Source organism: Archangium sp. Cb G35, assembly GCF_001896145.1.
GTDB lineage: Bacteria > Myxococcota > Myxococcia > Myxococcales > Myxococcaceae > Archangium > Archangium violaceum.
In genome coordinates, this window is the sequence record NZ_MPOI01000017.1 from 294,462 (window position 1) to 320,819 (window position 26,358).

At 68.4% G+C, this 26,358-nt stretch carries 17 protein-coding genes; 9 read left to right on the forward strand and 8 right to left on the reverse strand.

Translation table 11 applies throughout. The features are described 5' to 3' along the window. Window positions 1–99 precede the first annotated feature (99 nt). Window positions 100–2,268 (forward strand): Vps62-related protein, encoded by a 2,169-nt coding sequence (locus tag BO221_RS43325; protein ID WP_233166517.1) that lies wholly within the window; start codon window positions 100–102, stop codon window positions 2,266–2,268. 73 nt (window positions 2,269–2,341) lie between these two features. On the opposite strand, the gene BO221_RS43330 is transcribed toward BO221_RS43325, so the two are convergent. Continuing rightward, window positions 2,342–7,945 carry an Ig-like domain-containing protein gene (locus tag BO221_RS43330; protein WP_073566785.1) on the reverse strand — a complete coding sequence of 1,868 codons (5,604 nt, stop codon included), beginning with the start codon at window positions 7,943–7,945 and terminating at the stop codon, window positions 2,342–2,344. Window positions 7,946–8,352: 407 nt separating this feature from the next. Between BO221_RS43330 and BO221_RS43335 the strand changes: the two genes are divergently transcribed. Further along, window positions 8,353–9,315 carry a fatty acid desaturase gene (locus tag BO221_RS43335; protein WP_158080018.1) on the forward strand — a complete coding sequence of 321 codons (963 nt, stop codon included), beginning with the start codon at window positions 8,353–8,355 and terminating at the stop codon, window positions 9,313–9,315. 76 nt (window positions 9,316–9,391) lie between these two features. Here BO221_RS43335 and BO221_RS43340 read toward each other — a convergent pair whose 3' ends face one another. After that, the gene (locus tag BO221_RS43340) at window positions 9,392–10,597 is read right to left on the reverse strand and encodes a serine protease (protein WP_073566787.1); all 1,206 of its coding nucleotides are present in this window, start codon (window positions 10,595–10,597) and stop codon (window positions 9,392–9,394) included. Between the two features lie 474 nt (window positions 10,598–11,071). Between BO221_RS43340 and BO221_RS57490 the strand changes: the two genes are divergently transcribed. Further along, window positions 11,072–11,701, forward strand: coding sequence for a collagen-like protein (locus BO221_RS57490; RefSeq protein WP_198956302.1), 630 nt, complete (start codon window positions 11,072–11,074; stop codon window positions 11,699–11,701). Between the two features lie 160 nt (window positions 11,702–11,861). On the opposite strand, the gene BO221_RS43350 is transcribed toward BO221_RS57490, so the two are convergent. Together BO221_RS43350 and BO221_RS53145 are read right to left on the reverse strand one after the other, a co-directional pair. Beyond that, window positions 11,862–12,635 (reverse strand): M57 family metalloprotease, encoded by a 774-nt coding sequence (locus tag BO221_RS43350; protein WP_073566789.1) that lies wholly within the window; start codon window positions 12,633–12,635, stop codon window positions 11,862–11,864. 120 nt (window positions 12,636–12,755) lie between these two features. Beyond that, window positions 12,756–17,336, reverse strand: a complete 4,581-nt coding sequence (locus BO221_RS53145) for a kelch repeat-containing protein (protein WP_233166518.1) — start codon at window positions 17,334–17,336, stop codon at window positions 12,756–12,758. A gap of 322 nt (window positions 17,337–17,658) precedes the next feature. Between BO221_RS53145 and BO221_RS43390 the strand changes: the two genes are divergently transcribed. The 3 genes from BO221_RS43390 to BO221_RS43400 are packed head-to-tail and all read left to right on the forward strand — an operon-like array spanning window position 17,659 to window position 21,250. Beyond that, a complete protein-coding gene (locus tag BO221_RS43390) occupies window positions 17,659–18,399 on the forward strand; it encodes an ABC transporter ATP-binding protein (protein ID WP_073566790.1) in 741 nt (246 codons plus the stop codon). Then, window positions 18,396–19,832: a DUF3526 domain-containing protein gene (locus tag BO221_RS43395; protein WP_073566791.1), complete on the forward strand. Its 1,437-nt coding sequence runs from the start codon at window positions 18,396–18,398 to the stop codon at window positions 19,830–19,832. Before BO221_RS43390 ends, BO221_RS43395 begins: the two co-directional genes overlap by 4 nt. Further along, window positions 19,829–21,250 carry a DUF3526 domain-containing protein gene (locus BO221_RS43400; RefSeq protein ID WP_083682345.1) on the forward strand — a complete coding sequence of 474 codons (1,422 nt, stop codon included), beginning with the start codon at window positions 19,829–19,831 and terminating at the stop codon, window positions 21,248–21,250. Before BO221_RS43395 ends, BO221_RS43400 begins: the two co-directional genes overlap by 4 nt. A 40-nt stretch (window positions 21,251–21,290) precedes the next feature. Here the strand turns inward: BO221_RS43400 and BO221_RS43405 are convergent, their stop codons facing one another. Then, window positions 21,291–21,956 (reverse strand): TetR/AcrR family transcriptional regulator, encoded by a 666-nt coding sequence (locus BO221_RS43405; RefSeq protein ID WP_143196023.1) that lies wholly within the window; start codon window positions 21,954–21,956, stop codon window positions 21,291–21,293. A gap of 84 nt (window positions 21,957–22,040) precedes the next feature. Between BO221_RS43405 and BO221_RS43410 the strand changes: the two genes are divergently transcribed. Continuing rightward, complete coding sequence (locus BO221_RS43410) at window positions 22,041–23,003, forward strand: oxygenase MpaB family protein (RefSeq protein WP_083682347.1); 963 nt, start codon at window positions 22,041–22,043, stop codon at window positions 23,001–23,003. Between the two features lie 24 nt (window positions 23,004–23,027). Here the strand turns inward: BO221_RS43410 and BO221_RS43415 are convergent, their stop codons facing one another. From BO221_RS43415 to BO221_RS43420, 3 genes are read right to left on the reverse strand one after another with little or no spacing between them, the layout of a single operon-like run. Beyond that, complete coding sequence (locus BO221_RS43415) at window positions 23,028–24,698, reverse strand: vanadium-dependent haloperoxidase (RefSeq protein ID WP_255408531.1); 1,671 nt, start codon at window positions 24,696–24,698, stop codon at window positions 23,028–23,030. Beyond that, window positions 24,662–24,808, reverse strand: a complete 147-nt coding sequence (locus BO221_RS55170; protein WP_158080019.1) for a hypothetical protein — start codon at window positions 24,806–24,808, stop codon at window positions 24,662–24,664. The genes BO221_RS43415 and BO221_RS55170 overlap by 37 nt, the downstream gene beginning before the upstream one ends. Then, a complete protein-coding gene (locus tag BO221_RS43420; RefSeq protein WP_083682349.1) occupies window positions 24,805–25,296 on the reverse strand; it encodes a DM13 domain-containing protein in 492 nt (163 codons plus the stop codon). The genes BO221_RS55170 and BO221_RS43420 overlap by 4 nt, the downstream gene beginning before the upstream one ends. 168 nt (window positions 25,297–25,464) lie before the next feature. On the opposite strand from BO221_RS43420, the gene BO221_RS43425 reads away from it, so the two are divergent. Together BO221_RS43425 and BO221_RS43430 are read left to right on the forward strand one after the other, a co-directional pair. Then, window positions 25,465–26,109: an RNA polymerase sigma factor gene (locus BO221_RS43425; protein WP_073566794.1), complete on the forward strand. Its 645-nt coding sequence runs from the start codon at window positions 25,465–25,467 to the stop codon at window positions 26,107–26,109. A gap of 5 nt (window positions 26,110–26,114) precedes the next feature. Further along, window positions 26,115–26,354 carry an anti-sigma factor gene (locus BO221_RS43430; RefSeq protein ID WP_073566795.1) on the forward strand — a complete coding sequence of 80 codons (240 nt, stop codon included), beginning with the start codon at window positions 26,115–26,117 and terminating at the stop codon, window positions 26,352–26,354. Window positions 26,355–26,358: the final 4 nt, after the last annotated feature.

The following is a 26,358-nucleotide window of genomic DNA, read 5'->3' on the forward strand; positions in this document are numbered from 1 at the left end:
TCGGCAGCGCCCCCGGGGCCATGTGGCACGAAGCCTGCTCAGGGGAAGCCCGAATCAGGAGTATAACCATTAATCCAAGGAAAGCAGGAAGGTACCACCATGAAGAAGAACCCTCCCCGCGGCCCCGCCGCATCCGTTCCCCTGACCTCGAGGAGCCGTCACTGGCGGGCAGCCCTCCTGGGCACCTCGCTCCTGACGAGCGTGGGTTGCGGCCCGGGAGAAGCACTTTCCCTGGAGGAGGAGCTCGGCTCGAGTGCCCAGGCGCTCGCCACCACGGTGCGCCTCTTCGAGCACGGGGGCTACGGAGGCCGCGTCCAGTCACTCCAGCCCGGCCGCTATGACATGAGCCAACTGACCACGGTGGGCAACGACTCGGTCAGCTCGCTCCAGGTACCGAGCGGCTGGAGCGTCACGCTCTACGAGCATGGCGGCTTCAATGGCAGGTCCAAGGTCTTCACCGCGGATACGAGCTGGGTGGGAGACGACTTCAATGACCTGGCCTCGAGCGTGGTGGTGGAGTCGCCCTCCGCGCCGCAGGGCAACACCCTGTATGGCCATTGGAACGGCTCGGGCGGAAGGAACCCGGCCAGCACGGCAAACCGGCAGTTCATCGTGGACTACACCGGACCGGCCACCCCGGTGACGTTCCAGCTCACCGCTCCGCTCGACACGTACCTCTACCTGCTGGATGCCAACGGCAACGTCCTCGCCCAGGACGATAACAGCGGGAGCAACCTCACCTCGCGTCTGACCTCCGTCCTCTCTCCGGGCACCTACAAGCTCGTCGCGGCGACCTGGTCCGCCGGTCAGAGCGGGGAGTTCACGCTGAGCTCGGACAAGGCGGTCATCCGTTACCCTCAGCGGCTCTACGTCCAGGGGGCCACCGCGTTCAACTGGATCTACGACGATCACGACACGGGGGCCGACAACGACGTGGCCGTCTGGCGCGCCAACCTCGCCCAGTACCCCGGTTATTACTCGCTGGGCGACGTGGCCCAGCCCTTCCATGGCTCGGCGCCCCGGACGAGCTTCGTGGCCTCTGGCGAGGGGGATGTGCTGGCGCGGCCCGTCGACTACGCCTGGGTGTGGAGCGACTGGGGCTCGGGCGGCACGCATGACGTCTCCATGTGGGAGCCGGTTCCCGCCGCGGGCTACACCTGCCTGGGCTCCGTCACGGTGCTCGGTTACAACAAGCCCTCGACCGACCTCATCCGCTGCGTGCGCAGCGAGTACGTGCTCCCGGCCAACCCCTCCGGGCTGTGGAATGACGCGGGCTCGGGCGCGGACCACGACGTGGGCATCTGGCAGGTGGAGCCGAGGGATCATCGCGGCCTGCCGCTGTCCACCTTCATCGCCCGGCCCAGCCACTCGGACACCGGCGGCAACCGCTACTGGGTCCTCAACAAGAGCGCCCTCGCCAACCCGGAGATGAAGGGCGTGCCCGTGGATGACATGACGGCCGCCTGGTACGCGCCGCTCGTGTGGATGCATGGCGAGGAGTCCTACTTCCCGTCCTCGGTCGAGTTCTTCCTGCCCAACGTGCACGAGTCCGGTGGGTACATGGTGACCAACCAGGCCCTGGGGTGTGACTCCTGCACGGATCCCCAGTTCCTCGATGGTCAGCGGCCGGGCGCGGTGCCCATCTACGCGGAGATCGTCAACCGCACCCAGGGTGGCCAGCCGACCAACATCACGGACATCGTCTACTGGACCTTCTACCCATACAACAACGGCAAGCGCGTCTGCATCGGCTGGTACTCGCCGTGGGGCTGCGTGGGCGGCTACTCCACCTTCGGCAACCACGTGGGCGACTGGGAGCACTTCACGGTGCGCTTCGTGGATGGCCGGCCGTCCCAGATGTTCCTGAGCCAGCACTCGGGGGGACAGACGTTCAACTACGGCGACAAGAACGTGGCCGTGACGGCGGGCTTCCACGCGGAGGTGTACGCGGCCCAGGGCTCGCACGGCCTCTACCCGGATGCGGCCCGGCACATCTACAAGAACCTCCCCAACGGGGACTTCCTCGCGGACGACACGGGACGCGGCATCCCCTGGTACACCTGGAACAGCACCGTGCCCTTCTTCCGGCAGTCGCCGGGCACGTATGGCGGAAGCCTGTCGTGGCTCAACTCCACCAGCCGCTGGGGCAATCCGAAGTCAGGCTGCGGCTTCTCCGAGCAGGTGAGTGGGGAGTGCGTCCTCAACGACGGGCCCACCGGCATCATGGACAAGGGCGCCTCCAACCCCGAGAACCTGTCGCTGGACTGAGACGCAAGCGCGACGCGCGTTGAGACACAGGAGGCCCCCGCGTGCGCTGGACTGGCGCGCGGAGGCCTCCGTGTCAGAGGACCTTGACGGAGACGGGCGCAGAGGTCGTTACGTTGCCCGCCGCGTCATACGCCCTGGCCGTCAGGGTGTGCGTCCCCTTGGACACGCCCAGCACGTTCCAGCTCAGGCTGTAGGGTGCCGTGGTGTCCGTGCCGATCACCGTACCGCCGTCGTAGAACACCACCTGGGTGACGCCGGCGTTGTCACTGGCACTGGCCTGGAGGGTGGCGCTCAAGAAGAGCGTGGCCCCGTTGGCCGGAGAGGTGATGGCCACCGAGGGCGCGGTGTTGTCCACCGATGCGGTCCGGGAGGCGGATTGAGTCACGTTGCCCGCCAGATCGTAGGCCCGCGTCGTGAGTGTGACGGCGCCATCGGCCAGGGCCGTCGAGTCCCAGCTCACCACGTACGGCGCGGTGGTGGCCGTTCCGAGCAGCGTCCCGCCCGCGTAGAACTCCACCCGATCCACCCCTCCCGAGTCGCTGGCGGTGGCACTGACGGGGACGATGCCCCGCACCAGGGCGTTCTGCGCCGGAGCGCTGATGGCCGTCGCTGGCGCCGTGCGGTCCACCGTCACCGTCACTCCCGCGGAGGTGCGCACGTTGCCGACGCCGTCATAGGCCTTCACCGTGAGCGTATGGCTCCCCTCCCCCACCGCCGCCGTGTTCCAGCTCATCGCATAGGGCGCACTGGTGTCGGTGCCGAGCAGCACCGCACCGTCATGGAACTCGACCCTCACCACGCCCACGGTGTCGCTGGCGGTGGCCTCGAGCACGATGGAGCCCGCCTTGAGGAACATCGCCTGCGAGGGTGAAGTGAGCGCCGCGTCGGGAGCGGTGTTGTCGGTGGTCACCACAACCGCCGTGGAGGTGCGGACGTTGCCCGCGATGTCGTAGGCCCTGGCCGTGAGCGAGTGGGCCCCATCCGCCACGGTGGCGCTGTTCCAGCTCACCGCGTAGGGCGCGCTGGTATCGGTGCCGAGCAGCACTCCGTCCGCGTAGAGCTCGACCTGCGCCACCCCTCCGGTATCGCTGGCGCTGGCGCTGACCTGGACGGTCCCTCCCACCCGGGCGTTGGACACTGGAGCGGTGATGGCCGTCGTCGGCGCGGTGTTGTCCACCGTCACCGTCACGCCAGCGGAGGTGCTCACGTTGCCAACGTTGTCATGGGCCTTCACCGTGAGCGTATGGGCACCGGAGCTCACTCCCGTGGTGGCCCAGCTCATCACGTAGGGAGCGGTGAGGACCGAGCCGATCCGCGTCGAGCCGTCGTAGAACTCGACCTTGGAGACCGGCTGATTGTCGCTGGCGGCGGCCTCGAGCAGCACCGTCCCCCGCAGGAGCGCCCCCGGTGCGGGTGACGTGAGGGCCGCGGTCGGCGCGGTGTTGTCGGTGAGCACCACCACCGCCGTGGAGGTGCTGGCGAGGCCCAAGGTGTCGTAGGCCCTGGCGGTGAGCGCGTGGGCTCCGTCCGCCACGGTGGCGCTGTCCCAGCTCAGGGCGTACGGGTAGCTGGTGTCGGTGCCGAGCAGCGTCGAGCCCTCGTAGAATTCGACTCTCGCCACGCCCTCGCCATCGGTGGCCGTCGCGGTCAGCGGGACCACCCCCCGCACCTGGGCGTTGGAGGAGGGAGCGGTGAGCGTCACCACCGGGCCCGAGTTCACCGCGAAGGTCACATCGTCATGGTCGTCCAGGGCGCCCGTGCTGCACGCCGAGCCGCTGCCGCCGCCGACCCGGAACTGAGCGCGCACCGCCTGGTAGCTGCCCACGGGCAGCACGTACTCCGTCGAGAGCACCTGGGCCCCCGTCGCGCCCGGCAGCAGCGTGGCCAGGTACATCCACGACGGGTTGTTGGCGTCGCTCGCGAAGAACAGGTCCAGCGCATCCGTGGCGGTGTCGAGGGCGAGGACATGGACCTCGACCCGGACTGGCTGGCCCTGCGTGAAGGGCGTTCCATCGACGCTCGACAGCTTGATCCGGTTGATCTTCTGCGCCTCGAGGGAGCCCGTGCCATCGGCGCACGCCGAGTTGATCGTCCCCGGCCCCCCGTAGACCTCTCCGGTGTGCCGGCCCTTCGCGTGGCCCGTGGTGTCGCAGATGCTGCCCAGGGTGGAGCACCTGGGAACGCGGAGGGTGTAGAGGTCGAACACGGCGCCGCCGGGCTGGTTCGTGCTCACCGTCACCTGGGCGCTCGAGGTCACGTTGTTGGCCACGTCATGGGCCTTGGCCAACAGCGTGTGGTTCGCGTTGAACCACGAGCCACTGTCCCACTCCACGCTGTACGGGGCCGTCGTGTCGCTCGCGAGCAACACCCCGTCCACGAAGAAGTCCACCCGGGTGACCCCCTGGTTGTCCGTGGCGTCCGCTCGAAGGGTGATCCGATCCACCACGACCGCTCCGCTGACCGGTGAGGTGATGGCCACGGAGGGAGCGGCGTTGTCCACCGTCACACCCACCTCCGTGGAGGTGGCGATGTTGCCGTAGAGGTCGGTGGCGCGAGCACTCAGGACATGGCCACCGTTCGCCGCCGTCAGGGTGTTCCACGCGTAGCTGTAGGGCGCGGAGGTGTCGGTCCCGAGCAGCGCACCGTCCAGGAAGAACTCGACCTTGCGCACCCCGGAGCCGTCGGAGGCGTTGGCGGTGATCGTCACCGCCCCGACGAGCGTCACACCGCCCACGGGCGCGGTGAGCGAGACGGAGGGGGGCACGAGCTCGTACACGATGGACGCCACCACCGGCGCCGAGACTCCCACGTTGCCCGCCGCATCGTAGGCCCGGGCGGTCAGGGAGGCATTGTCCGCCGAGCTGAGCATCGTGTCGCACTGGCAGGAGAAGGGAGCCGAGGTGTCGGAGCCCACCATCCGCGAGTTGACGTAGAACTCGACGCGGGTGACGCCCTCCGGGTCCGAGGCCTCCGCGGAGAACTCCACCACCCTGCTCAACCTGGAGCCCGAGGCGGGAGCGGTGAGGGTCACCACCGGGACCGACAGATCATTGGCGGCGGTCACCGTCACGGGCGGCGAGCTCCCCACGTTTCCGGCCGCGTCACGGGCCCGGGCCGTCAGCGTGCGGCCGCCGTTCGGACCATTCCGGCTGTTCCAGCTCATGCTGAACGGGGACCAGGTCGCCGTCCCGATCAGGGTCTCCCCATCGAAGAAGTCCACGGCCACCACGCCGTGGTTGTCGCTCGCCGAGGCCGTCAGCGTGAGGGTGCCGGTCACCGTCGCGCCAGGAGCGGGAGCGGTGAGCACGACCTCGTCCGGTGGGACGGTGTCCGTCTCCTGCGGGCCGACCGGGAAGACCAGGTCGTCGCGATCCATGAAGTTGTACGTGCTCGTGCTCGTCGTGCACGTTCCGGCCGAGCTTCCCGCGCCGCTGCCGAAGACCGCGCGAATGGCCTGCAGCCCACCCGCGGGCAGGATGTACTCCGCCGAGAGCGTCTGCGCACCCGCGCTCGTGGCCCGGAGCGTGGTGAGGTACGTCCACGTGGGAGACCACCTCGCATCCGCCGTGTAGTACAGGTGCAGGCCGTTATAGGTGCTGTAGGCCCAGACGTCGGCCTCGATCCGGACCCGCTTCCCGGCGGCCATGGGCGTGCCATCCTCCCGGATCACCCGGAGCCGATCGAGGGACTCGTCCTGGTGGTACCTCCCACTCGAGCCGTCGGCACATCCGTCCAACGTGTTGGGCGTGTTCGGCTCGCCCTGCAGCATCTGCCCTCGTGACCAGACCAGATTCCGGGTGTCGCAGCTCGCCGCCACGGAGTCGCAGCGGGGAGCCATCAGCACCGTGTCGTAGCGCGCATTGCCCGGGTTGTTCAGCGCCACGGTGACGGTCGCGCTGTACGTGAAGTTGCCCCCCACGTCCCGAGCCAGGGTGACCAGGCCATGGCTCCCATTGGAGCTCCCCGTCGAATCCCAGGAGACGGCATAGGGAGGCGTCGTGTCCGTCCCGATGAGCTCGTAGTCCACGTAGAACGACACCGACTCGATTCCCCGGTCATCACTCGCACTCGCCTCGAGGGAGACGGTGCCACTCACGGCCGCCCCGCTGGCGGGCGAGGTGAGCGAGGTCCGTGGATCGGAGAGGTCGTTGTCCACGAGCACGTTCACCGTGCTCGGGGGCGAGGCGTTGCCACCCGCATCGTAGGCCGTCGCGCGCAAGGTGTGCGGCCCGTTGGACCCTCCGCGGGTGTTCCAGCTCAGGGTGTAGGGCGGCGAGGACGCACTGCCCCTCAGGACGCCGTCCACATGGAAGTCGACGCGCACCACGCCCCGGTCATCGCTGGCGCTGACCGCGAGGGTGACCGTCTGGTTCACGGTCGCTCCTTCCCCAGGCGTGACGAGCGCCACCTGTGGCGCCACGTAGTCATTGTCGATCAATACGGTGACCGGAGCCGAGGTGGAGACATTGCCAGCCAGGTCGTATGCCCGCGCGGTGAGGGTGTGGAGCCCGTTGGGCACCGTCCGGGTCGCCCAGCTCAACGAATAGACGGAGGGAGCGTAGGGGCTGGTCGCGATCAGGGTGTCGCCGTCGTACAGCTCCACGCGTTGCACACCGAAGTCGTCGCTCGCAGCCACGCCCACATTGACGACGCGCTCGAGCGTGGCGCCCTCCGCCGGAGAGGTGATGGCCACGGCCGGTGGCGTGACGTCCGTCTCCCGGCCCACCGCGAAGACGAGGTCATCATGGTCGGTGGAGGGGTTGGTGAAATGATCGCTCGGGATGCAGGGAGAAGGAGCGGTTTGACGGCCGTTCCCGCGGAACACGCCCCGGAGCGCCTGCTGCCCGCCGGCGGGGAGCACGTACTTCGTCGAGAGGGTCCAGATTCCGACCGCATTGGGTGGAAACAGGGTGGCGACAAAGGTCCAGGTGGGGTTGCTCGCATCGGGTGCGGCATAGAGGTCCAGCGCCTGGTACGCGTAGGAGGCAGTGGCCTGGACCGTGGCCTGGACCGTCACCTCCTTGCCCTCGGCCAACGCGGTGCCATCACTCCGGAAGACGACGAGCCGCTGCACCGCGGCCGTGGGGCCCCCCACTCCGATGGTCCCATCCCCGCAGGAGCCGCCCACGGTGTTGGGCTGGTGGAGCTCGGGGCTGATGGCTCCCCTGCCCTCCAGGAGATCCGCCGAGTCACACCGGGTGCCCACGGCCGCGCAGGCGGGCGTCGCCCACGCGGCGTCGTACGCCGCGATTCCGGCGTTCTCGATCGTCACGTCCACCGGAGCGCTCGTCGTCCAGTTGCAGTTGGCGTCGCTGGCCTGGGCGGTGAATACCCCCGGACCGTTGCCGTGGGTGGCGCTGTCCCAGAGCAACTCGAACGGAGGCGTGTTGTCCGAGAGGAGCAGCCGGCCGTCGAGGTAGAAGTTGACCCTCACGACGCCCACGTCGTCCGTCGCGTCGACGGTCAGGGTGACCGTGCCGCTGAGGGCCGAGCCCGGGCCAGGCGAGTTGATGGAGATCCGCGGCGGCGTGGCGTCGGAGGACCCGGAGCAGGGGTTGGCGAGCTCTCCTGGCACCGTGCGGAGGGCGGGCTCGGACCCGGCCGTGCCACCTTCGGAGGGTGGCACACATGACGCGAGCACGAGTCCTGCCATCAGCCATGTCACCAGGGTCCGCATGGTTCTCCCCCTCGGGAATGAAATCCGCTTCTCCCTGAATTGAAGAAATCCAGGAAGGATGGATCACTCCCCATATGAAAATGGGCGAGCGTCACGGAGATGGAAGGCGAAGCTGCTGGCGAAGCTGTGAGCCATGTCGAAAGAACTCTTCGACGCGGGCGCCGATCCAGAAGCCCCGGACGAGGACGACCGGCCCGCCCGTGACCGCCTGCCGCCGCGCGGTGCATCCAATTACCAGTGCTCACCATGGCGCTGTTGGTGTTGCTCGCGCTGTAGTTGAGGGTGCCCGTGGTGGTGGAGGGCGGTGTCGTGGTGGATGCACGGCTTCTGAGTGGACTAGCGTCACGGAGATGGAAGCGGAACAGGGTGAGAGCGCGCGTGTCTCGAAGCAGGAGTTGCAACGGTGGATGACGCGTCGCGACGCGCCAGCGTGGGCACGTGTCGCGGTCCAGGTGCCATTGTTCCTGGGCTCGGCGGTGGCCACCGCGTGGCTGGCGGCCAGCGGTCATCCCGCGTGGATGGGCACCGTCCTCCTCTGCGGTGTGTTCCTGGTCACCTTCTTCCCCTCGCTGCACGAGACGGGGCATCGCACCGCGTTCCGCTCGGGCCCGCTGAACGAGGGGCTCGTGTGGTTGAGCGCGTTCCTGATGTTGCAGGCCCCCAGCTTCTTCCGTGAGTTCCACTGGCAACACCACCGGTTCACGCAGTCCCTGGAGCAGGATCCGGAGATCGCTGGCGCGCCAGGATTCCTCGTGGGGTGGCCTCGAAACCTCGGGCACTACCTGGCACGAGCGTCGGGACAGGCGCTGTTGGTGGGCAAGGCGCTTTTCACCCTGGCGTCGGCGGTGCTGTTCACGCCGGCGCAGTGGCAAAAGGTGTTTCCGTTCATCCGGGCCAACCAGCGGCGGCGCATCCAGTGGGAGAGCTGGCTGGTCATCGCGCTCTGGTGCGCACTGCTCTTCGGGGGATTCAAGTTCGTCCCCGGGTTCGGCCACGTGCTGCTCGCGTGGCCCATCGCGCATGTGCTGCTGGGGTTGTTCGTGATGACGGAACACACGGCCCTTCCCATGGAGGGCAGCCAGCTCCAGCGCACGCGCACCACCCGCTCGAACGCGCTCGTTCGCTTCCTGATGTGGAACATGTCCTACCACGCCGAGCACCACGCCTATCCCGCGGTGGCATTCCATGCGCTGCCGGAGCTGCACCGGGCACTGGGACCAGACGTGGAGCATGTCTCGTCTGGGTATCTGGCGTTCCACCTGCTCGCGCTGCGCCATGCGCTGTTCGGGCCACCCGCCGCGGCCGTCACTCCCAAACCCGTGGGGCTCGGAGGAGACGATGCACCCCAGCCTGGCCTTCAGGACCGATGACACGGACTGGTTCGCGTCCCTCACGGAGTGAGGACACTCCGCGAGGCCCTGGCACCTGCCGGGGTTCCGGTGACGCTCAGTAGATGGAGCGCCAGTACATCATCTGATCACCCAGCCACTTGTCGATGCGGATCGCGACGTTCGGCGTGGTCCCGCTGCAGGCCGAGCCCTTGCACGACTCGGCGATGTTGACGGCCAGCAGGTAGGGCCCGTTCGAGCCCGGGCTCCACGAGTAGAGCGGGCCGCCGCTGTGCCCACCGGACATGTCGCAGCCGTGGAAGAAGTTCCGGTTCCAGCCGCCCACCGGGTTGAAGAACGAGCCGATGTCGCAGGTGAAGCTCTGGCCCCACATGGAGTTGTCCACGCAGCCCGCCGGAGCCCCGGCCGAGCCACAGCCCGGGTAGCCGTAGTGGTACGTCGAGTACGCGGCCAGCCCGCTGTCCGAGGAGTTGTAGAAGACACCCATGTAACCCGGGGTGACGCCCGTCGAGCTGGTGGGCGTGGTCGCGAGCACCAGCACCGCCCAGTCATACTGCTCGCAAACCTGGCGGTAGCCCGTCGTCTTCCACTTGTGGCAGTCGTTGTCCACGAAGCCCTGGTCCCAGTACTTCCACGTGTGGTTGACGGCGGCATAGGGCTGCGTGGTGCCGTCCTGTCCCGCGCGGAACTGCGGATTCACCCAGTTGCCGTAGCCGTCCCACAGGCAGTGGAACGCGGTCAGCACCAGCCGGCCCTCGAACAAGGTACCCGTGCACCAGCTCGAGCCGTTGGGCGACACGACGCCAATGGTGTCCCGCGGCCAGTCCGAGCCCGAGTTGGTCCACCGCACCCGGCTGTCGAGGCCATTGGACCACCCGCTCTCACTGCGCGGCTGCTCCGAGGGGAGGCTGCTGCCGCTGAGGCCTCGCTCCCGCATCGCGGCCCCCACCTTCTCGGCATCGGCGTCCGGCACGCTCACTTCGTAGATCGTTCCATCCGGGCCCATCGCGCGCATCTGGCCACCCGGCTTCTCCAGCCCGCTCTGGGACTCGATCTTCCGGATGGAGGGCAGCTCCCCAGGCTCGGGCTGGGCGAAGCGGGTGACCTTCTCCAACGGGCGGAGGCGTGGCGCGCTCAGGCCCAGCTGGTGGCCGACCCAGTCGGCGGGAACCTCCAGCGTCTGTTCCTGGGTGGAGGTGACGGGCTCGCTCGCGCCAGGCTCGATGTCCTGGGCGCCGCACGCGCTCAGGGCGAGCGATGCGAAGAAGGTCAGGCCATACCGCTTGAGCATCATGGGCTTCATCAGGGTCTCTCCTGCCTCGGGTTCATTCCCGAGACACGAGCGACATGAGCAAGCGCCAGGCCAGGAGCTCACGGCAGCGATTTCGCGGGGATGCACGGCGGCACGGAGCAGGTGGCACAGCTCCGGAGCGCGCATGGCACAGGCCAGCCCGTGCCACCTGTGCCACGGATCGAGGTGGGGCGCGTATTCGTGCTACGCTACGCGAGACGCGAGCCGAGCTGGGGGACTGCGCCCGCTAGCCGCGATGGCCAGCAGGCACTGGATGTTGCAATCGTTGCCCTGCGCGTAGCAATCCCAGACACCTTCCAAGCTCACGACGCGAGTCAGAAATCGCGAAACGGGTTTTCCTTATTTCGCCAATGGCTGTCAAGGCGTAGCGGGCACGAGGGTGGGCCCCACATCCCAGCACAATTCTTGCCACCTCGAAGACACCATGCAGAGTACAGATGCTGTCTTCATTGCCAAGGAGGCGTGATGCGTCAAACCAGGATGTTCGCCGTCGCGATGCTGTTGGGGGGTCTCATGGCTTGCACGTCCGAGACCCAGGGGCCCAAGGGAGACACGGGCCCGCAGGGTCCCAAGGGAGACACGGGGCCGCAGGGACCCAAGGGAGACACGGGGCCCAAGGGAGACACGGGTCCGCAGGGCCCTGCCGGCATCTCGCGCCCCGTCGCCGTGTGGCGGGACGCGAACAACGCGCTGGTCGGCCCGGGGTTGATCGCGGACGACGAGGTGCCCTATTTCGATTCCAGGGGGTTCATCTGGATCCTGGATGCGTTGACCGGAGAGCTCCGGACGGAAGAGGAGTCCATCCTCTACGACGACGTCAATTGCACGGGGAATGCCTATTTCTCCGCGCACAGCCTGGTCCGGCTCATCTTCACGTTGCCGGGCGATCCCGCCGATACGTTCCGGGTCCTGCCCGACACGTTCACCACCACGAACATCCAGATCAAGTCCACCCGGTATGGCACGGGCGCAACGGATTGTTTCAGCGACAATTATGAGGCTCGGGTCGTGCCGCTGACGGCCACCCTGCCCGCGACGCCCATCGTCAAGCCCGTCATCAACTTCGTGGGCCCCCTCCGCCTCGTCGTGGAGTAGCTCCCGGCGTGCTCACGCCGGCAACGGGTCAGGGGACGCTCCTGAATGTTGGATGAGCTGACAACCGGGCGTCAGGCGTGAAGGTGGAGGCCAGGGTTTGACCTGTTTGATCAACCTGCATCCACCCTCACGCGAACGAATGCATCGAAGCCAGACGCCCTCAGTACAAGGCATTCAACGCAGTGCGATCAGAGCTGGTGAACTCACCGTCCGTCGTGAGCGGGATGCAGGTGTTCATGAGCGACCCCCCCGTCGTGGCCGTGGGCGACGTCCCGGGAATGAGGATGCCGCCCACACCAACGTAGTCCGTGGATCCGCTACCGCCGAGGCCACAGCTGATGGCCGGATTGGAGGCATCCGTGTGGAGGAGACCGATCGTGTGGCCGAGCGTGTGGGTGATGACGTGCTCGAGCACGTCACCGTTGTAGCTCGCCAGGCCAATGCCGATCTTGATGGTGTGGTAGGGGAGGCCGTTCGCGGGGAGCCCAGAGGAGTGGGCGGTGCCGGTCATGGTCTGCAGGGAGATGTTCGCGGTGCAGCCCGTGGCCGGTGCCCGCGCGAAGTGGATGCGGAGCCCCAGGACATTGTAATTCGCGATCGCCTGATCGAGTCCCATGCTGAGCTGGCTGTAGCTGTTGAACGCGGTGGTGGGGTTGATGCAGATCCTCGTCACGGCGGTGCCGACGATATTGCCACTCCTGTAGTGCTCCGCGCTCCCCGGGCCGGGCTGGAGCAGTTCCCGGGACGCCTCGAGGCTCACCTGGGTGTCGCGCCCCACGTACACGGCATCATCGACAACCGTGACGCCGTCGGCCGGAATCCCCGCCTCGAGCAGGTTGGAGATGATCTCCTGATTCTCGTTCTGTACGCCGGCGCCGCAGCCAGCCAGCAACGCGCCACAGCCCACCACGAGCACTGCCGCTCTCTTGAACATGGTCGTACTCCCCTTGTCCGGAAGCGATTCTTCCCACGGTCCCGGAATGGGAGCGTCGGGTCGGACGACAGGCTTTTTAAAACGTCCATCCCGCAAATTCCAGGAAGTTAAGATTAGAGATCAATTCGTGATGATGAACTCCACGCGGCGGTTCGCGCTTCGGCCTTCCGGCGTGTCGTTCGTGGCGACGGGACGCGACGGACCGTAGCCCCGGGCCTCGAGGCGAGAGCCCGCGATGCCACGCCGGATGAGGTAGGCCCGCACCGCCTTCGCGCGCTCCTCGCTCAGTGTGCGATTGAGCTGTTCCTGTCCCGAGTCGTCCGTATGGCCCTCGATGCGAAGCGAGACACCGGGCCGCGACTTCAGCAGCTCGGCGATCTCATCCAGAAGGCGCGCGCCGTCTCCCTGAATCTCGGAGAGGCCCACCTCGAAGGCGACCTTGCGGCCCGCCAGGGAGAGCCGCTCCTCCTTCACCGGAGACGAGACAGGCTCGGGGCAGCCCTGCCGGTCCGGCACTCCCACCTCGTTCGGGCACCGATCCAGCCGGTCGACGACGCCATCACCCTCCGAGTCCCGGTCCGGGCATCCCTCGTTGTCCGGCGGCCCCGCCTCCAGCGGACAACGGTCCGCCTTGTTGGGCACGGAGTCACCGTCATCATCGGAGCCAGGGCACTGCTCGGGCGTGTGCTTCCGCCCGCTCTGGCAGACGTCCTCGGGCGGAGGGTTGTGCGCCCAGGCGATTCCCACCCCCGCCCGCCACGAGGGCGACCCCGGGATGTCGGTGAAGCCACGCCCGGCGAGCGCGCTCACCTCGAAGCCATGTCCGATGGGCAGCCGCACCGCCCCGAGCAGCTCCACCGCCACGTCCGGGTGCACCAGCGACTCCGCCACCTGCAAGGCCAGCTCGCCGCGAAGACCGCTCCCCCGCGTGGCCACCACCAGCCCCTGCTCCAGCTCGGTGCCCACGTCGCGACCCGGCTCGGCCTCCCTCGACCTCACTCGCGCGCCCACGCTGACTCCCAATGCGAACATTCCCACCTCGCGCCCCAGCGAGACGCGGGGCCAGAACTGGAACCCGGCCCAATGCTCCTGGCGTCCGAACGCACTCGCACTCCCCCCCGGAAGTCCCACGTCGAGCCCCACCGCGAGGGACACCGGCGCCCCATCCTCGCGCCGGAGCAGCGAGTAGCGCCCTCCCACCTCCGGTGTCCCCAGCCCCGAGGGCGAAGGTGCGGAGACACCTATCAGCGCCTCCGCGCCATGGCCCCCCTGGGAGATGATGACCGGCAGCCGGGCGGACACTTCCAGGCGCTCCACCGGAGACCACGCCCCCATGAGCCAGGCCGACGTCCGGTAGTGCAGGAGGGACCGGCTGTACCCATCACTGCCCTTCAGCACCAGGATGCCGCGCTCGTAGTTGCTCAGGAGAGCGAGGCGATAGCCGCCCATGGGAAGCAGCCGCCCGGAGTCCACCAGCAGCGAGTCCGTCGCGGCGGCGCTGAGGCGCAGGCGCTCCACGTCGAACGCAACCAGGGGGCTGGAGGGCGTCTGCCCCGAGGCGCTGGTGGTGGCCAGGGCCGCGACGAGCACGCAGGTTCGCGCCACTTCACGGCGCCGACGCCCCGCCCACACGGCGAGGACCGACAGCACGGCCAGCGCCGCGTCCGCGCCTCCACCGGCGGCCTGACATCCGCCGCCAGCAATCGACACCACCCGGACCTGAACGGTCACGGCGAACGTGCACGTCGCCTGATTGCCCGCCGCATCCTCCGCTGTCGCGGTGACCGTCGTACGCCCCGCCGGCAGGGTGCTCCCCGACGGCGGCGAGTACGTCACCGTAGGATTCCCGGTGATGTCGTCGGTCGCGGTGGCGGGGGGATACGTCACCGGCGCCCCCGCTGGCTCCGTCGCCTCCACCCTCAGGTCCGCCGGGCAGGTGATGTCCGGAGGCGTCTGGTCGGCCACGTCGAGCGTCACGGTGGCGACGTTGCTGTCCAGGCCGCAGTCACGTGCCTGGAAGGTGAAGCTGTCCGGCCCCAGGTAGCCCGGCTCGGGTGTGTATGTGACGGAGGGCGGCGTACCGCTCAGCGTCCCGTGGGATGGAGGGGTGACGATGACGAAGCTCAACGAAGGATCCGCCTCGGCATCCGTCGCCACCAACGACAGATTCACGGGCTCGCCGGGCGGCGTGGAGACCGTCTGGTCCTCCGCCACCGGCGCGGTGTTCTCCACCACCGTCACCATCCGCCCGCCACCTCTCGCGTTGGCGAAGACGGAGAGCGCATAGGAGCCAGGAGCCACACTGGCGGGAATGGACACCGTCACGCCGGTGGCGGACATCCCGCTGCCCGGCAACGTCCAGAGCTGGCGCCCCTCGGCCGCCAGCAACCGCACCAGGGGGAAGTTCGTCGCGGAGTCCCTGTAGTCTCCCGCGCTGGCTCCGGAGATGCCTCGGAACAGCGTGCCGGTGATGCGCGCGGAGCATCCGCGCGACACCTCGTCGGGCCCCGTCACCACCGGACGCCAGGCCGGCTGCGCCCCGGTGTCCTCGTACAGCTCGGCGCTCGCCAGCCACGCGCCCCCGGCGCCCTGCCCTCCCAGCACGAGCACCTCGTTCGACGGCAGGACGACGATGCCGAAGCGCTGCCGCTGGGCGGCGAGGCCCGTCGCGGGCTTCCAGGTGTTGGTCGCGCTGTCGTACAGCTCCGCGGTGGCGAGCACCGTGCCTCCCGGTCCCTGGCCTCCCACGGCCAGCACCCGGCCGGAGGGCAACAGCACGGCAGAATGGAATGCGCGCGGGCTGGCCAGTGTCCCCGCCGGAGCCCAGGTGTTGGAGACCGGGTCATAGACCTCCGCTGACGACAGCTCCGTCGCGAGTGAGGTCCCCGCCACCGCCAGTACCCGGCCCGACGGCAGCAGCGTCAGGGTGAAGGAGACTCGTGCCTGCGAGAGGGCCGCGGCGGGGGTCCACGTGTTGGTGGCCGGGTCATACAGCTCCGCCGAGGCCAGCGGTGTGCCCCCGTTCTCGCCCCCCGCCACCAGGACCCGGCCGTCATGCAGCAGCACGGCCGCGTGACGCGAGCGGGGCGTGGCGGCCGGCCCGGCGGAGCTCCACGTGTTGGAGGCCGGGTCATACAGCTCCGCCGCCCCCGTACCCGCACCGCCCACCACGAGCACCCGGCCCGAGCCCAGCACCGTCGCGGTGTGCCCATCCCTGGCGGCCGCCATCGAGCCCGCGGGCGACCAGGCATCGGTCACGGGATCGTACCGCTCCGCCGAGGTCAGTGGCCCCCCACCATTCCCACCTCCGGCGGCGAGCACCTGACCGGACGGCAACAGGCTCAGCGTGGCGCGCTCTCTCGCGGTGGCCAGGGAGGCAGCGGGAGCCCAGGTGTTGCTCGCGCGCGTGTAGCGCTCCGCCGTCCCGAGTACGCCACTCGCGCCCCGGCCCCCCGCGGCCATCACCTGTCCCGACGGCAGCAGCACGGCGGCGGAGCCCCGGCCCTGCGCGAGATTGTCGGCCGGAGCCCAGCGGCCGCTGGAGGTCTCATAGAGCTCCACGTCCGCATAGAAGGTGGTCGTGCCCGAAATCGAGTTGAAGCCACCCATGACCAGCACCTGACCCGTCGTCAGCAGGGTGGCGGTGGCATTCTCGCGAGCCACCGCCATCGTACCGGCGGCGGCCCAGGTCCCCGTCGCCGGGTCATACAGCTCCGCCACCGCCTGCGCGTTGCGAACCCCATCCGAGCCACCCTGGACCAGGACCTTGCCATCGGGCAGCAGGGTGGCCGTGTGCCCGTTTCGCGGATGGACGAGCGCACCGGTGGCGGTCCACGTATTGGCCGCCGGGTCATAGAGCTCCGCGTGGTTGGTGACCCCCGCGCTCGTGGTGCCTCCCGCGAAGAGGACACGGCCATCGGGGAGCAGCGTCGCGGTCGCATAGTGCCGGGGAACCAGGGGAGGCGCCGCCAGCGACCAGGTCCCGGCGGAGGGCGCATAGAGCTCCGCGACGGGCACCTCTCCCGTGCTGATGAAGCCACTGACCACCAGCACCCGGCCGTCCCTCAGCAAGGTGGCGGTGTGAGCCCTGTGGACGACGGACATGGAGCCGGTGGCGGTGAAGGTGTTCGTCGCGGGGTCGTAGAGCTCCGCCGTGTTCAGGTTGGAGCCTCCCGCGACGAGCACCCGCCCCGAGGACAGGAGGGTGACGGTGGACAGGGAGCGAGTCGCGGACATCGCCCCCGTGGCGGACCAGGTGTTCGTCGCAGCGTCATGGATGCGTGCCGACAGGCTGCCGTCCATCACGACGAACGCCCTCCCGGTGGGAAGCAGGACGCCCGACGTGACGTTGCCCGTGATGCCTGGACTTCCGGCGGAGGCCCAGGTGCCGGTCTCCGGATTGAAACGCTCGGCGGAAGTCACGAACCCGGTCCGGTTGACGCCGCCCACCACCAGGACATCGCCGCCGGGCAGGAGCAGCGAGGCGTGCTGCCCCCTCGCGATCGCCATGCTGGCCGTCGACGACCAGCCGCTCCCGGCGAGCCGGGGGGTGAGCTCACGGGCCCACGCGACGGAATCAGGCGCGAGGTGGGCTCCAGGGGACGCCGTCACACCAGTGGTGCCATTCTCCTCGCATGCGAGGACGAAGACACCGCAGAGCACCACGAAGATGAGGCGTCCCGAAAGCCGACCTGGCTGCATTCACCCTCCAGGCCCATGCATGCGCCATGGGCTGACGCGCCGGGGGGCGCGCCCCACGCGGAAGTCCTCCGCATGTGACACAGCCTGTATCACGCGGTGTCACACGGCGTGAATCACACAATGACCACATTCGCCTCGACGAGACCCCCTTCCGGAACGCCGATTGTTCTGGAGGGGGGCATAAGGGATTTTATCCGCATTCGCGTGAACGCGTCCCCGGCCTCGGCAACGGCCTTGCTATTGCCACTGGGTTGCATATACCTCCTGTCCTGAGACGGTGGAGCATTGCGAGCTGTCGCGGTTCATTCGAAGTGAGGGAAGCATGTCCGACGTTGTAGGCACCGGCGCACTGGAAGCGTTCGGGCTCGAGCACCGCTACGGCTCGAAGACCGTTCTCCGAGGGCTGAGCTTCACCGTGGCGCCCGGCCAGATCTATGCCCTGCTCGGCGGCAACGGCGCGGGCAAGTCGACGACGCTCAGCATCTTCCTGGGTCTGGTGCGCCCGACGGCGGGGCAGGCCCTGGTCTGTGGCCACGACGTGGCGGCCGACCCCCGGGCCGCGCGCTCGCGGCTGGCCTATGTCCCCGAGAACGTGGCCCTCTACGAGCATCTCAGCGCGCGGGAGAACATCGACTACTTCCTGACCATCGCGGGAAGCGAGCAGCGCTCACCGTCGCACATCGATGAGGCACTGGAGGCAGTCGGGCTGGCGAGCGAGGCGTGGGGAAAGCGCGTGGGCGGGTTCTCCAAGGGCATGCGCCAGAAGGTGGCGATCGCGCTCGCCATCGCCCGGCGCGTGCCGGTGCTCCTGCTGGACGAGCCGACCTCTGGCCTGGACCCACGAGCGACCGGCGACTTCAACCGGCTGCTGGACACGGCCCGGGCGCGCGGCGTCGCCACCCTGATGGTCACGCACGACCTGCTGAGCGCCGCCGAGATCGCCGATCGGATCGGCTTCCTGGCGCAGGGCCGGCTCGAGGAGGAGCTGGCCGCCACCGGCGCGGAGCGGTTCGATGTCAGAGCCCTGCATCAGCGCTATGCGCAGGCGGGAGAAGCGGCATGAGCCTCGGACGCACGAGGGTGCCGAGGGTCGCCGCCGAGGAATGGCGGGCGCTGGTACGGAACCGGGTGGCGATGAGCGCCAGTCTCACGCTCGCGGCCCTGATCGTCACCTCTTCCCTCCTGGGGATGGAGCAGCGCAACGCCACGAGGGCGGCCAGGGCCCGCTACCAGGCCACGGCGGACGAGGCATTCGACGCCCAGCCGGACCGGCACCCGCACCGGATGGTGCACTATGGGCAATTCGTCTTCCGGCCGCTCTCGGCGCTGGCCTTCTTCGATCCAGGGGTAGACGGCTTCACCGGCAACACGGTGTTCCTCGAAGGGCACAGGCAGAACAGCGCCAACTTCAGCGAGGCGAGGCAATCCTCGCTGCTGCTGCGGTTCGGCCAACTGACGCCGGCCTTCGTGTTGCAGACCCTGGCGCCACTGCTCATCGTCTTCCTCGCCTTCGGCGCCGTCGCGCGGGAGCGTGAACAGGGAACCCTGCGGCTGCTGCTGGCCCAGGGGTTGCGGCCAGTCGAGCTCGCCGCGGGCAAGCTGTTGGCCCATGCCGGCGTGGTGGCCGCGGTCGCCGCTCCAGCGCTCCTGGTGTTGGCGGCCCTGGCGCTCGCCGGCCAGGCTCCGCCAGTCCCAAGCCTGCTGATGGTCTCCGGCTATCTCGTCTATCTCTCCATCTGGGCGGTCGCGGCCCTGTTCGTATCGCTGCTGGTACGGCGCGCCCGGGACGCGCTGCTCGTCCTGGTCGCGGCCTGGATGGGAGTGGTCATCCTCGCCCCCCGGTTCCTGCCCGAGATCGCGGTGGCGCGAATACCCACGCCAACGCGTATCGAGACGGACGTGGCCATCCATCATGAGCTCAAGCAGATCGGCGACAGCCACAATCCGGACGACCCCTACTTCTCCGAGTTCAAGGCGAAGACCCTCGCCAGGTATGGCGTCGAGAAGGTCGAGGACCTGCCGGTCCAGTGGGCGGGGCTGGTCGGCATGGAGGGAGAGCGCCTGACGAGCGAGCTGTTCGACCGCCATGCACGGGAAGCCTCCGAACGGGAGGCCGGGCAGAACCGGCTCGTGCGCCAGTTCGGGATCATCAGCCCGCTCATCGCCATGCGCCAGCTCTCCATGAGCCTGGCCGCCACCGATACCGAGAGCCACCAGGACTTCCTCGAGCAGGTGGAACAGCACCGCTACCAGTTCGTCCAGGCGCTGAACCTCATGCAGGTGACGAAGATCCCGAACCGGAACGCCGGAGCGGACCCCCGGATCTCCGCCGATCATTGGAAGACGCTGCCGGGCTTCACCTATCGGGAGCCTGACGTGCTCCTGCTCGCGGGCGGCCGGATCCGGGCCAACCTGCTGATACTCGTTTGCTGGCTGGCGGCCTTGCTCGTGGGTTGCGGCCTGGCTGCCCGTCATCTGGGGGAGGCCACACGATGAGCGCTTGGAAGGCCGATGTCAGATTGCTGTTCCGGGCTCCCTTGAGCGTGGGCGCGCTCCTGCTGCTGCTCCTCCTGACCACCCTGTCGGTAGTGGCCGGACTCGCGGCGGCTGCCCGGCAGAAGGCCGTCATCGAGCGGGTGGAAGCCGCCCAGCGGATGGACCTGGCCTCGGTGACCCGGGAGCATGGCAAGCCTGACGGAGTCGCGGGCTCCGCCGCCTACTACACCTTCCACCTCACCACGGACCCGCCGTCGCCCCTGGCCTTCGCGGCGCTCGGCCAGCGGGATGTGCAGCCCCATGTCCTGCGGGTGCGGCTGCTGGGCCTGCAATCCCAGCTCTACGAGTCCGAGACCTTGAACCCGGAGCTCGCGCTTCCAGGCGCATTCGACTTCGCCTTCGTGCTGACCTACCTGGCTCCGCTGGTCATCATCGCGCTGATGCATGACCTGGTGTCGAGCGAACGTGAGGCCGGGCGATTCCGGCTCCTGGTCTCCATGCCAACGTCCGGGCTCGGAGTGTGGATGCGTCGCAGCACCCTGCGCTATCTGCTGGTCCTGGGTGCCCTGCTCGCGCCGCTCATGCTCGGCGCTGTGATCAGCCGGGCCTCGGTCGCGGGAACCTTCGCGATCGCCCTGACGGCGGCACTCTATGTGGCCTTCTGGTTGGGGCTGGCGCTTCTTGTCGCCGCTTGGGGCCGGAGCTCGGCGGCCAACGGCGCCACGCTGGTCGGATGTTGGATCGTACTGACCCTGCTGGCGCCCGCGCTGGCCAACGCCGTGATCTCCCGCGCCATCCCCGTGGCCAAGGGCATCGACCTGACCCTGGCCCAACGTGAGCTGGTGCATCGCGCCTGGGACATCCCCAAGGAGGAGACCTTCCGTCCCTTCTTCGTCAAGCATCCGGAGTGGCGCGACACGCCGCCGGTGCTCGGCCGCTTCCATTGGAAGTGGTACTACGCCATGCACGAGGTGGGCGACGACGGAGTCTCCGCCGAGGTCGCGGAATACCGCCGGAGCCTGACGGCCCGCGAGGCGTGGACCGCCCGGCTCGGCTGGATCCTCCCAGCGGCCGCCGTTCAGACAATCCTCCACCGGGCCGCGGACAGCGACCTGCTGGCGCATCTGGAGTACCAACTCAGCATCGAGCGGTTCCACACCCGGCTGCGCGACTTCTACTACCCGTACATGTTCCACGAGCGGCCGTTCCAGAAGGCCGACTTCGAGCAGATGCCCCGCTACCAGCCCAGGCCGTCGAGTGCCTCACTCCCGGTCTCGCCCATGCTCGGGCTGCTGGTGCTGGCAGCGCTCGTCTCCGGTGCCGCTGTCATCGGCGTGCGGGCGCTCTCCAGTGGAGTGTCCACGAAGTTCCTGGACAGGGTGTGGGCTCCGAAGACGCGCAGCGAGAGTCCGGCCTGATTGAGCCAGGAGGCATGAGCCGGAGTGAAGCGCAGGGGCGTCAGCGCCCGATGAGACCGTCCAGCAGGCGCCTCGCGAGAGCCGTCACGGTATCGCGGCGGGTCTCGTCGAGCCGCTCCCACCCGAGGAAAGAGAGCGCCACGGGCTCTATCGCCGTGAAGGCGGAGAGCGAGGAGATCAGCATCACCGCACCCGCGCGATCCTCCTCCCTCCCGGGGCGGCGCTGGCGAGCGATCGCCAGCAGGTCGGCGACGAGACCGATGCCGGGACTCCACAACTCCTCGAACAACAACGCATAGCCCGGGCCCTGCTCGCTCATCTCGCGCAGCACGAAATCGGTGGTGAGCCGTTGCTCGGCATCGGCGGTGAGCGCCTTGACGAGTGCGTCGAGGATCCGGTCGAGCCAGTCCCGCGCTTCCGTGGCCGAGAGCGATCCCTTGTGCGCCGCCTCGTGAGCGGCGCTCACCAGCGGCAACAACCGGCGCCTGTGCTGTTCGATGATCTCCTGCGCGCAAGCGCGGTGCAGCCCCTCCTTGTTGCCGAAGTGGTAGGCGATGACCGGGAGCGTGACACCCGCCTCGGCGGCGATCATCCGGGTGGTGGCGCCCGCGAAGCCCTCACGAGCAAAACACCGCATGCCCGCCTCGAGGATCCGGGCCCGGGTCATCTCCGTCGGCGTCAGGCGGCTTTTGGTCTCGCGGCTCATGCTCCGCCATATAGGCAGGGAGGGCTGTTGCAGCGCAGCCTATCACCTGATATACGGAATATATCAACTGATAGGGGTGACGATATGGCTTCACCTGAGCCAGTACCGGCCGAGCACGAAGCAGCGCCTGCACAAGCGGCGAAGCGGGCGGCCGCGCGCGAGTGGAAGATCGACTATCTCTCCCCCGCCGGGGAACCTTCGTTGGTCCCGCCGGACTCGGTGCAGTGGCGGGTCTACCGCAACCCGATCGCCATGGGCATCGGCGGAGTCGCCGCCGTGCTGCTCGAGTTCGCCGACCCACGGATCCGCAGCGGTGTCTGGGACCACTCGATCTACAAGGTGGACCCGATCGGACGCTCACGGCGGACCGGGGTCGCGGCGATGGTGGGGGTGTATGGCCCCGCCTCGGTGGCGCGCAAGGTGATCGCCGGCGTCACGAAGATGCACGCGCGCGTGTCGGGTGAGACCCCCAATGGCCAGTCGTACCGTGCGCTCGACCCGGTGCTGCTCAATTGGGTCTCCGCGACCGCTGCCTACGGCTTCTTCAAGGCCTACCACACCTTTGTTCGTCGGCTCTCGCCGGAGGAGCAGGTGCGCTTCTTCGCGGATGGGAAGCCGGTCGCCGAGCTCTACGGCGTCACGCAGAGCGTCGGGTCGGAAGCCGACTTCGTCGCGATGATGGAAGGGCTGCTGCCGGGTTTCGAGCCGCACCCGATCAACCTCGAGTTCCTGAACATCATCGAATCGGGCCGCGCGGCGCCGTCCGTGCCGCGCTTCCTGCACCGCGCGATGGCCCGCGGCGCGGTCGCGATCCTCCCGCCGGTGGTCCGGAAGAGGCTGGAGCTCGGGAAGGAATGGGACCTGACGGCGCTCGACCGGATGGCGCTGACCTCCGCCGGCCGGCTCGCTGACCGCTGGCGCGACCGCAATTCTCCCGCCTGGCAGGCGGCGCTGCGTCTCGGGCTGCCAGGAGACTTCTCCTGGCGGTCGCCGTCGGCACAGCAAAGCCTGCTCAAGAGCGCGACGATCACACCTCGAGCAGCATGAAGCGCTGATCGGGGTGCACCACCGCTACTTCTTCTTGTCCTTCTTGTCCCGGCGCCGGCAGCCCAGGGGCTCCGCCTTGTAGGGCGTGGCCGGCGGCGGGGGCACCCCCTTGGCCAGGCTCGCGGTGCTCGGCTTCAGCCCGTTGTTGAAGATGGCCTCGGCGATGTCGAGCCCCAGCGGCACGCCTCCGATGGAGTCGCGCGGCACCACCACGCTGTCGGGATCGGGGTTGAACGTGGCGGAGGGGCCCTCGCCGCCCGGGCCATCGGAGTCGTAGCCGCCCGTCGTGCCGTCGAACCGCCAGTGCACCCCAAGGTAGACGCGGCTCACCGAGTTCTCGACGATCGCCTGGAGCAGGCTCGCGAAGCGACGGACGTGCCGGGTGCGCACGCTGCCATCGACATCCCGGGTCACCCCGTCGAGCTCTTCCGAGATGAAGTCGAAGCCGACGTCATCGCTCCCGTCGGGGTAGAGGGTGGCCTTGCCAATCGACGCGAGGTAGAGGCGCGTGATGTGCAGGACGGCAGCACCGAAGGTGGCATGGCCCGAGGGATAGGACGGGAAGTTGGGCGTGAAGCCCGTCGTGGTCAACTCGTTCGTCCTGGGCGAGCCGAGCGGCTTCCAGAACACATCGGAGAACGGCAGCCGCGCCGCTCCGGGATCCGCGCTGGGACCGCAGAACGGATCATGCTCGCGGACGCCGAGCACCGGCCGCCACAGGTCGTAGTGGAACTTGTAGAACCAGGCATGGATGCCCGCATCCGCCATCGCCACGTTGGCGAGCGCGAACAGCTTGACGTTCTCCGCCTCGGTGAGCCCCTTCTGGGTCGAGATCGTCTTGATGATGCGGTTGTAGATTCGCGGCGGGGTTCCGAGCTTCTGCGAACCGTCATAGGCCCAGAAGATACCGATGAGGGACTCTTCCGGTTCGCGAGTCGTCTCCGACGAGGTGGGGCTGCCGCCCAGCAGGTAGATCTCCTGATGATGAGCCGCGTAGACCGGGTCCGTCGGGGTCAGCACGCCCGTGGCGGCGTCCAGCCCGGGAGGCGGCGCGAGGAAGACCGGTGCCGGGGTGGCGAAGAACGGCATCTCCCCCCAGTAGGCATTGAGGAACCCCTGGCCCGGGCTCATCGGATCGGGCCGGTGATGGCCGTAAGCGGGGCTCGCGACATGGCTCGGCCGTGTTGGACTTCGCTCGTCGAAGGCTGCGTCCCCCTGACGTAGGGCGATCAGCGCCTCCGCGATGGCCTCCCCATAGGTGGCTGCCGTATTGGGATTACCCGTCCCCCGCGGAGCGCTGACCAGCCGCTCCTCGATGAAGGCCCGCTGCTTGGGATAGAGCACGGACAAGACCTGGGCGCAGGCGACCCCGGCCGCGAACTGCGGCGAGGCCAGCGCGACCGCCGGTGGTACCGAGCTGAGATAGGTCGGTTGGCCCTGGATGCCAAAGAAGGCATCGTGGACCGCCAGCATCGCGAGCGCCCCCGCTCGTGCGGTCCGAGTCGGCCCCGCCTGATCCGCCAGGATGGGAGTCCCGGAGTGGTCACGGGCATTCAAGTCGTCGACGACATCACTCCAATAGATGGCGACATCCATGTTCAGCCGCTCCTTGTGTGGTGTTCTGTTCAGGAAGAGCGGCTGAGCGTTGGATGTGAGGGTCAGCCTGCTCGCTGAGGGGCTGCCCGAACCTCGAATGAGAGCGGCTCGTCCACCTTCTCGTCGATCACGAGGCGCTCTGGCCGGAAGAGGAACCAGAGGCTGACCAGGGCCACGACGGCCAGGAGCCACCAGAGCAGTCTCTTCATGACGCCTCACCGGAGCTGGCCGGCAGCGGAGCCGCGGCGAAGTTCACCCCGAAGCGCTTGCACCAGATGCTCACCGAGCGGTACCGGTCGAGGTCGAGGTCCGCGGGGAGCTCGTAATTCTGGTTGCCGATGTTCCCCTTGAGTGCCCCCAGTGACACGAAGCGGCCCGCCTTGATGGCCGCATCGTCCGAGGCGGCATCCCCTTCCACCAGGTAGACGTGCAGGTCGGGCCCGTTGGACGTGTGGAGCTCCTCCAGGCGGAGCACTCTCCGTCCATCCGGAAGCTGGTACACGCTGGCCGAGCCGGACGTCTCATGCGCCAGTCCCTTGAAGAGCCCGGAGCGCAGCCGCGTGGGGCCCTCCTCGTGCTGGGACATCTCCCCGTGCTTCATCGCCATGTCCTGCCGTGCCCAGACGGGCGTGCTCACCCCCAGCGCGGTCACCGCGACCAGGAGCATCCGGGCGCCTCTCATTGTCTGCTTGCTCATAGGGACTCCCTGCGTTCGCCGTCCCCGGGGCGGGCTGTATTGCCTGCGGACCGGGACAGCGCCTCGTACCTTCTGAAGGAGATGTCTTCGTTCGAGGCCACGCGTTACAGCCCGAGGAAGAGCGAGGCCATCTCGTGAACCAGAAGCGCATGGACCGGGGGGTCGGAGATGCGCACGCATGGAGATACAGCGTGGCTCGGGAGTGACAGTGACCAGGAGTTCGTTCAACGCCTGTTGAGGAGGGACGAGGCGGCCTTTGTGCGGCTGGTGGACACGTACCACTTCCGGCTCCTGCGCCTGGCCCTCCCCCTTGTGGGCAGCCGCTTGGTGGCCGAGGAGACCGTCCAGGACACCTGGCTGGCGATCCTCGACGGCCTGGCGGGCTTCGAGGGGCGCTGCTCGTTGAAGACGTGGATGTTCCACATCCTGCTGAACCGGGCGCGCAGCCGGGCAGCGAAGGAGGGACGGAGCCTGCCCTTCTCGGCGCTGGGGCCCGCCAAGGAAGGGCCGGTAGAGGAACCCGAACGCTTCACTGCCGCGGGGATGTGGGCGGTACCACCTTCACCCTGGGGCGTGGAGAGCCCGGAGGCCCTGGTGCTGCGAGGCGAGGCGATGGAGTGTATCGAGGAGGTCCTGGCGCAGTTGCCAGCCAACCAGCGTGCGGTGGTGACGCTGCGAGACGTGGAGGGGCTTGAGGCGGAGGAGGTCCGTGAGCTTCTCCAGCTCAGCGAGTCCAACCAGCGGGTGCTGCTCCACCGGGGCCGGGCGAAGCTGCGCCGGGCGCTGGAGGAACGCTTCGGGGAAGCGAGGTGAGGCCCATGCTGACGTGCCAGCAAGTCACGGAGTTGGTCACCCGGTATCTCGAGGGACAGATGGAGTGGAGGCAGCGGGTGGCGTTCCGGTGTCACCTGGTGGTGTGCCCGCACTGCCGCCGGTATGTGCGGCAGATGCGGGTGACCATCGCCACGCTCGGGAAGCTGCCCGAGGCGCCTCCTCCGCCCCAGGTAAGGAAGGCGCTGCTCGAGCACTACCGCGCCTGGAGCCAGAAGCCCGAGTAACGCC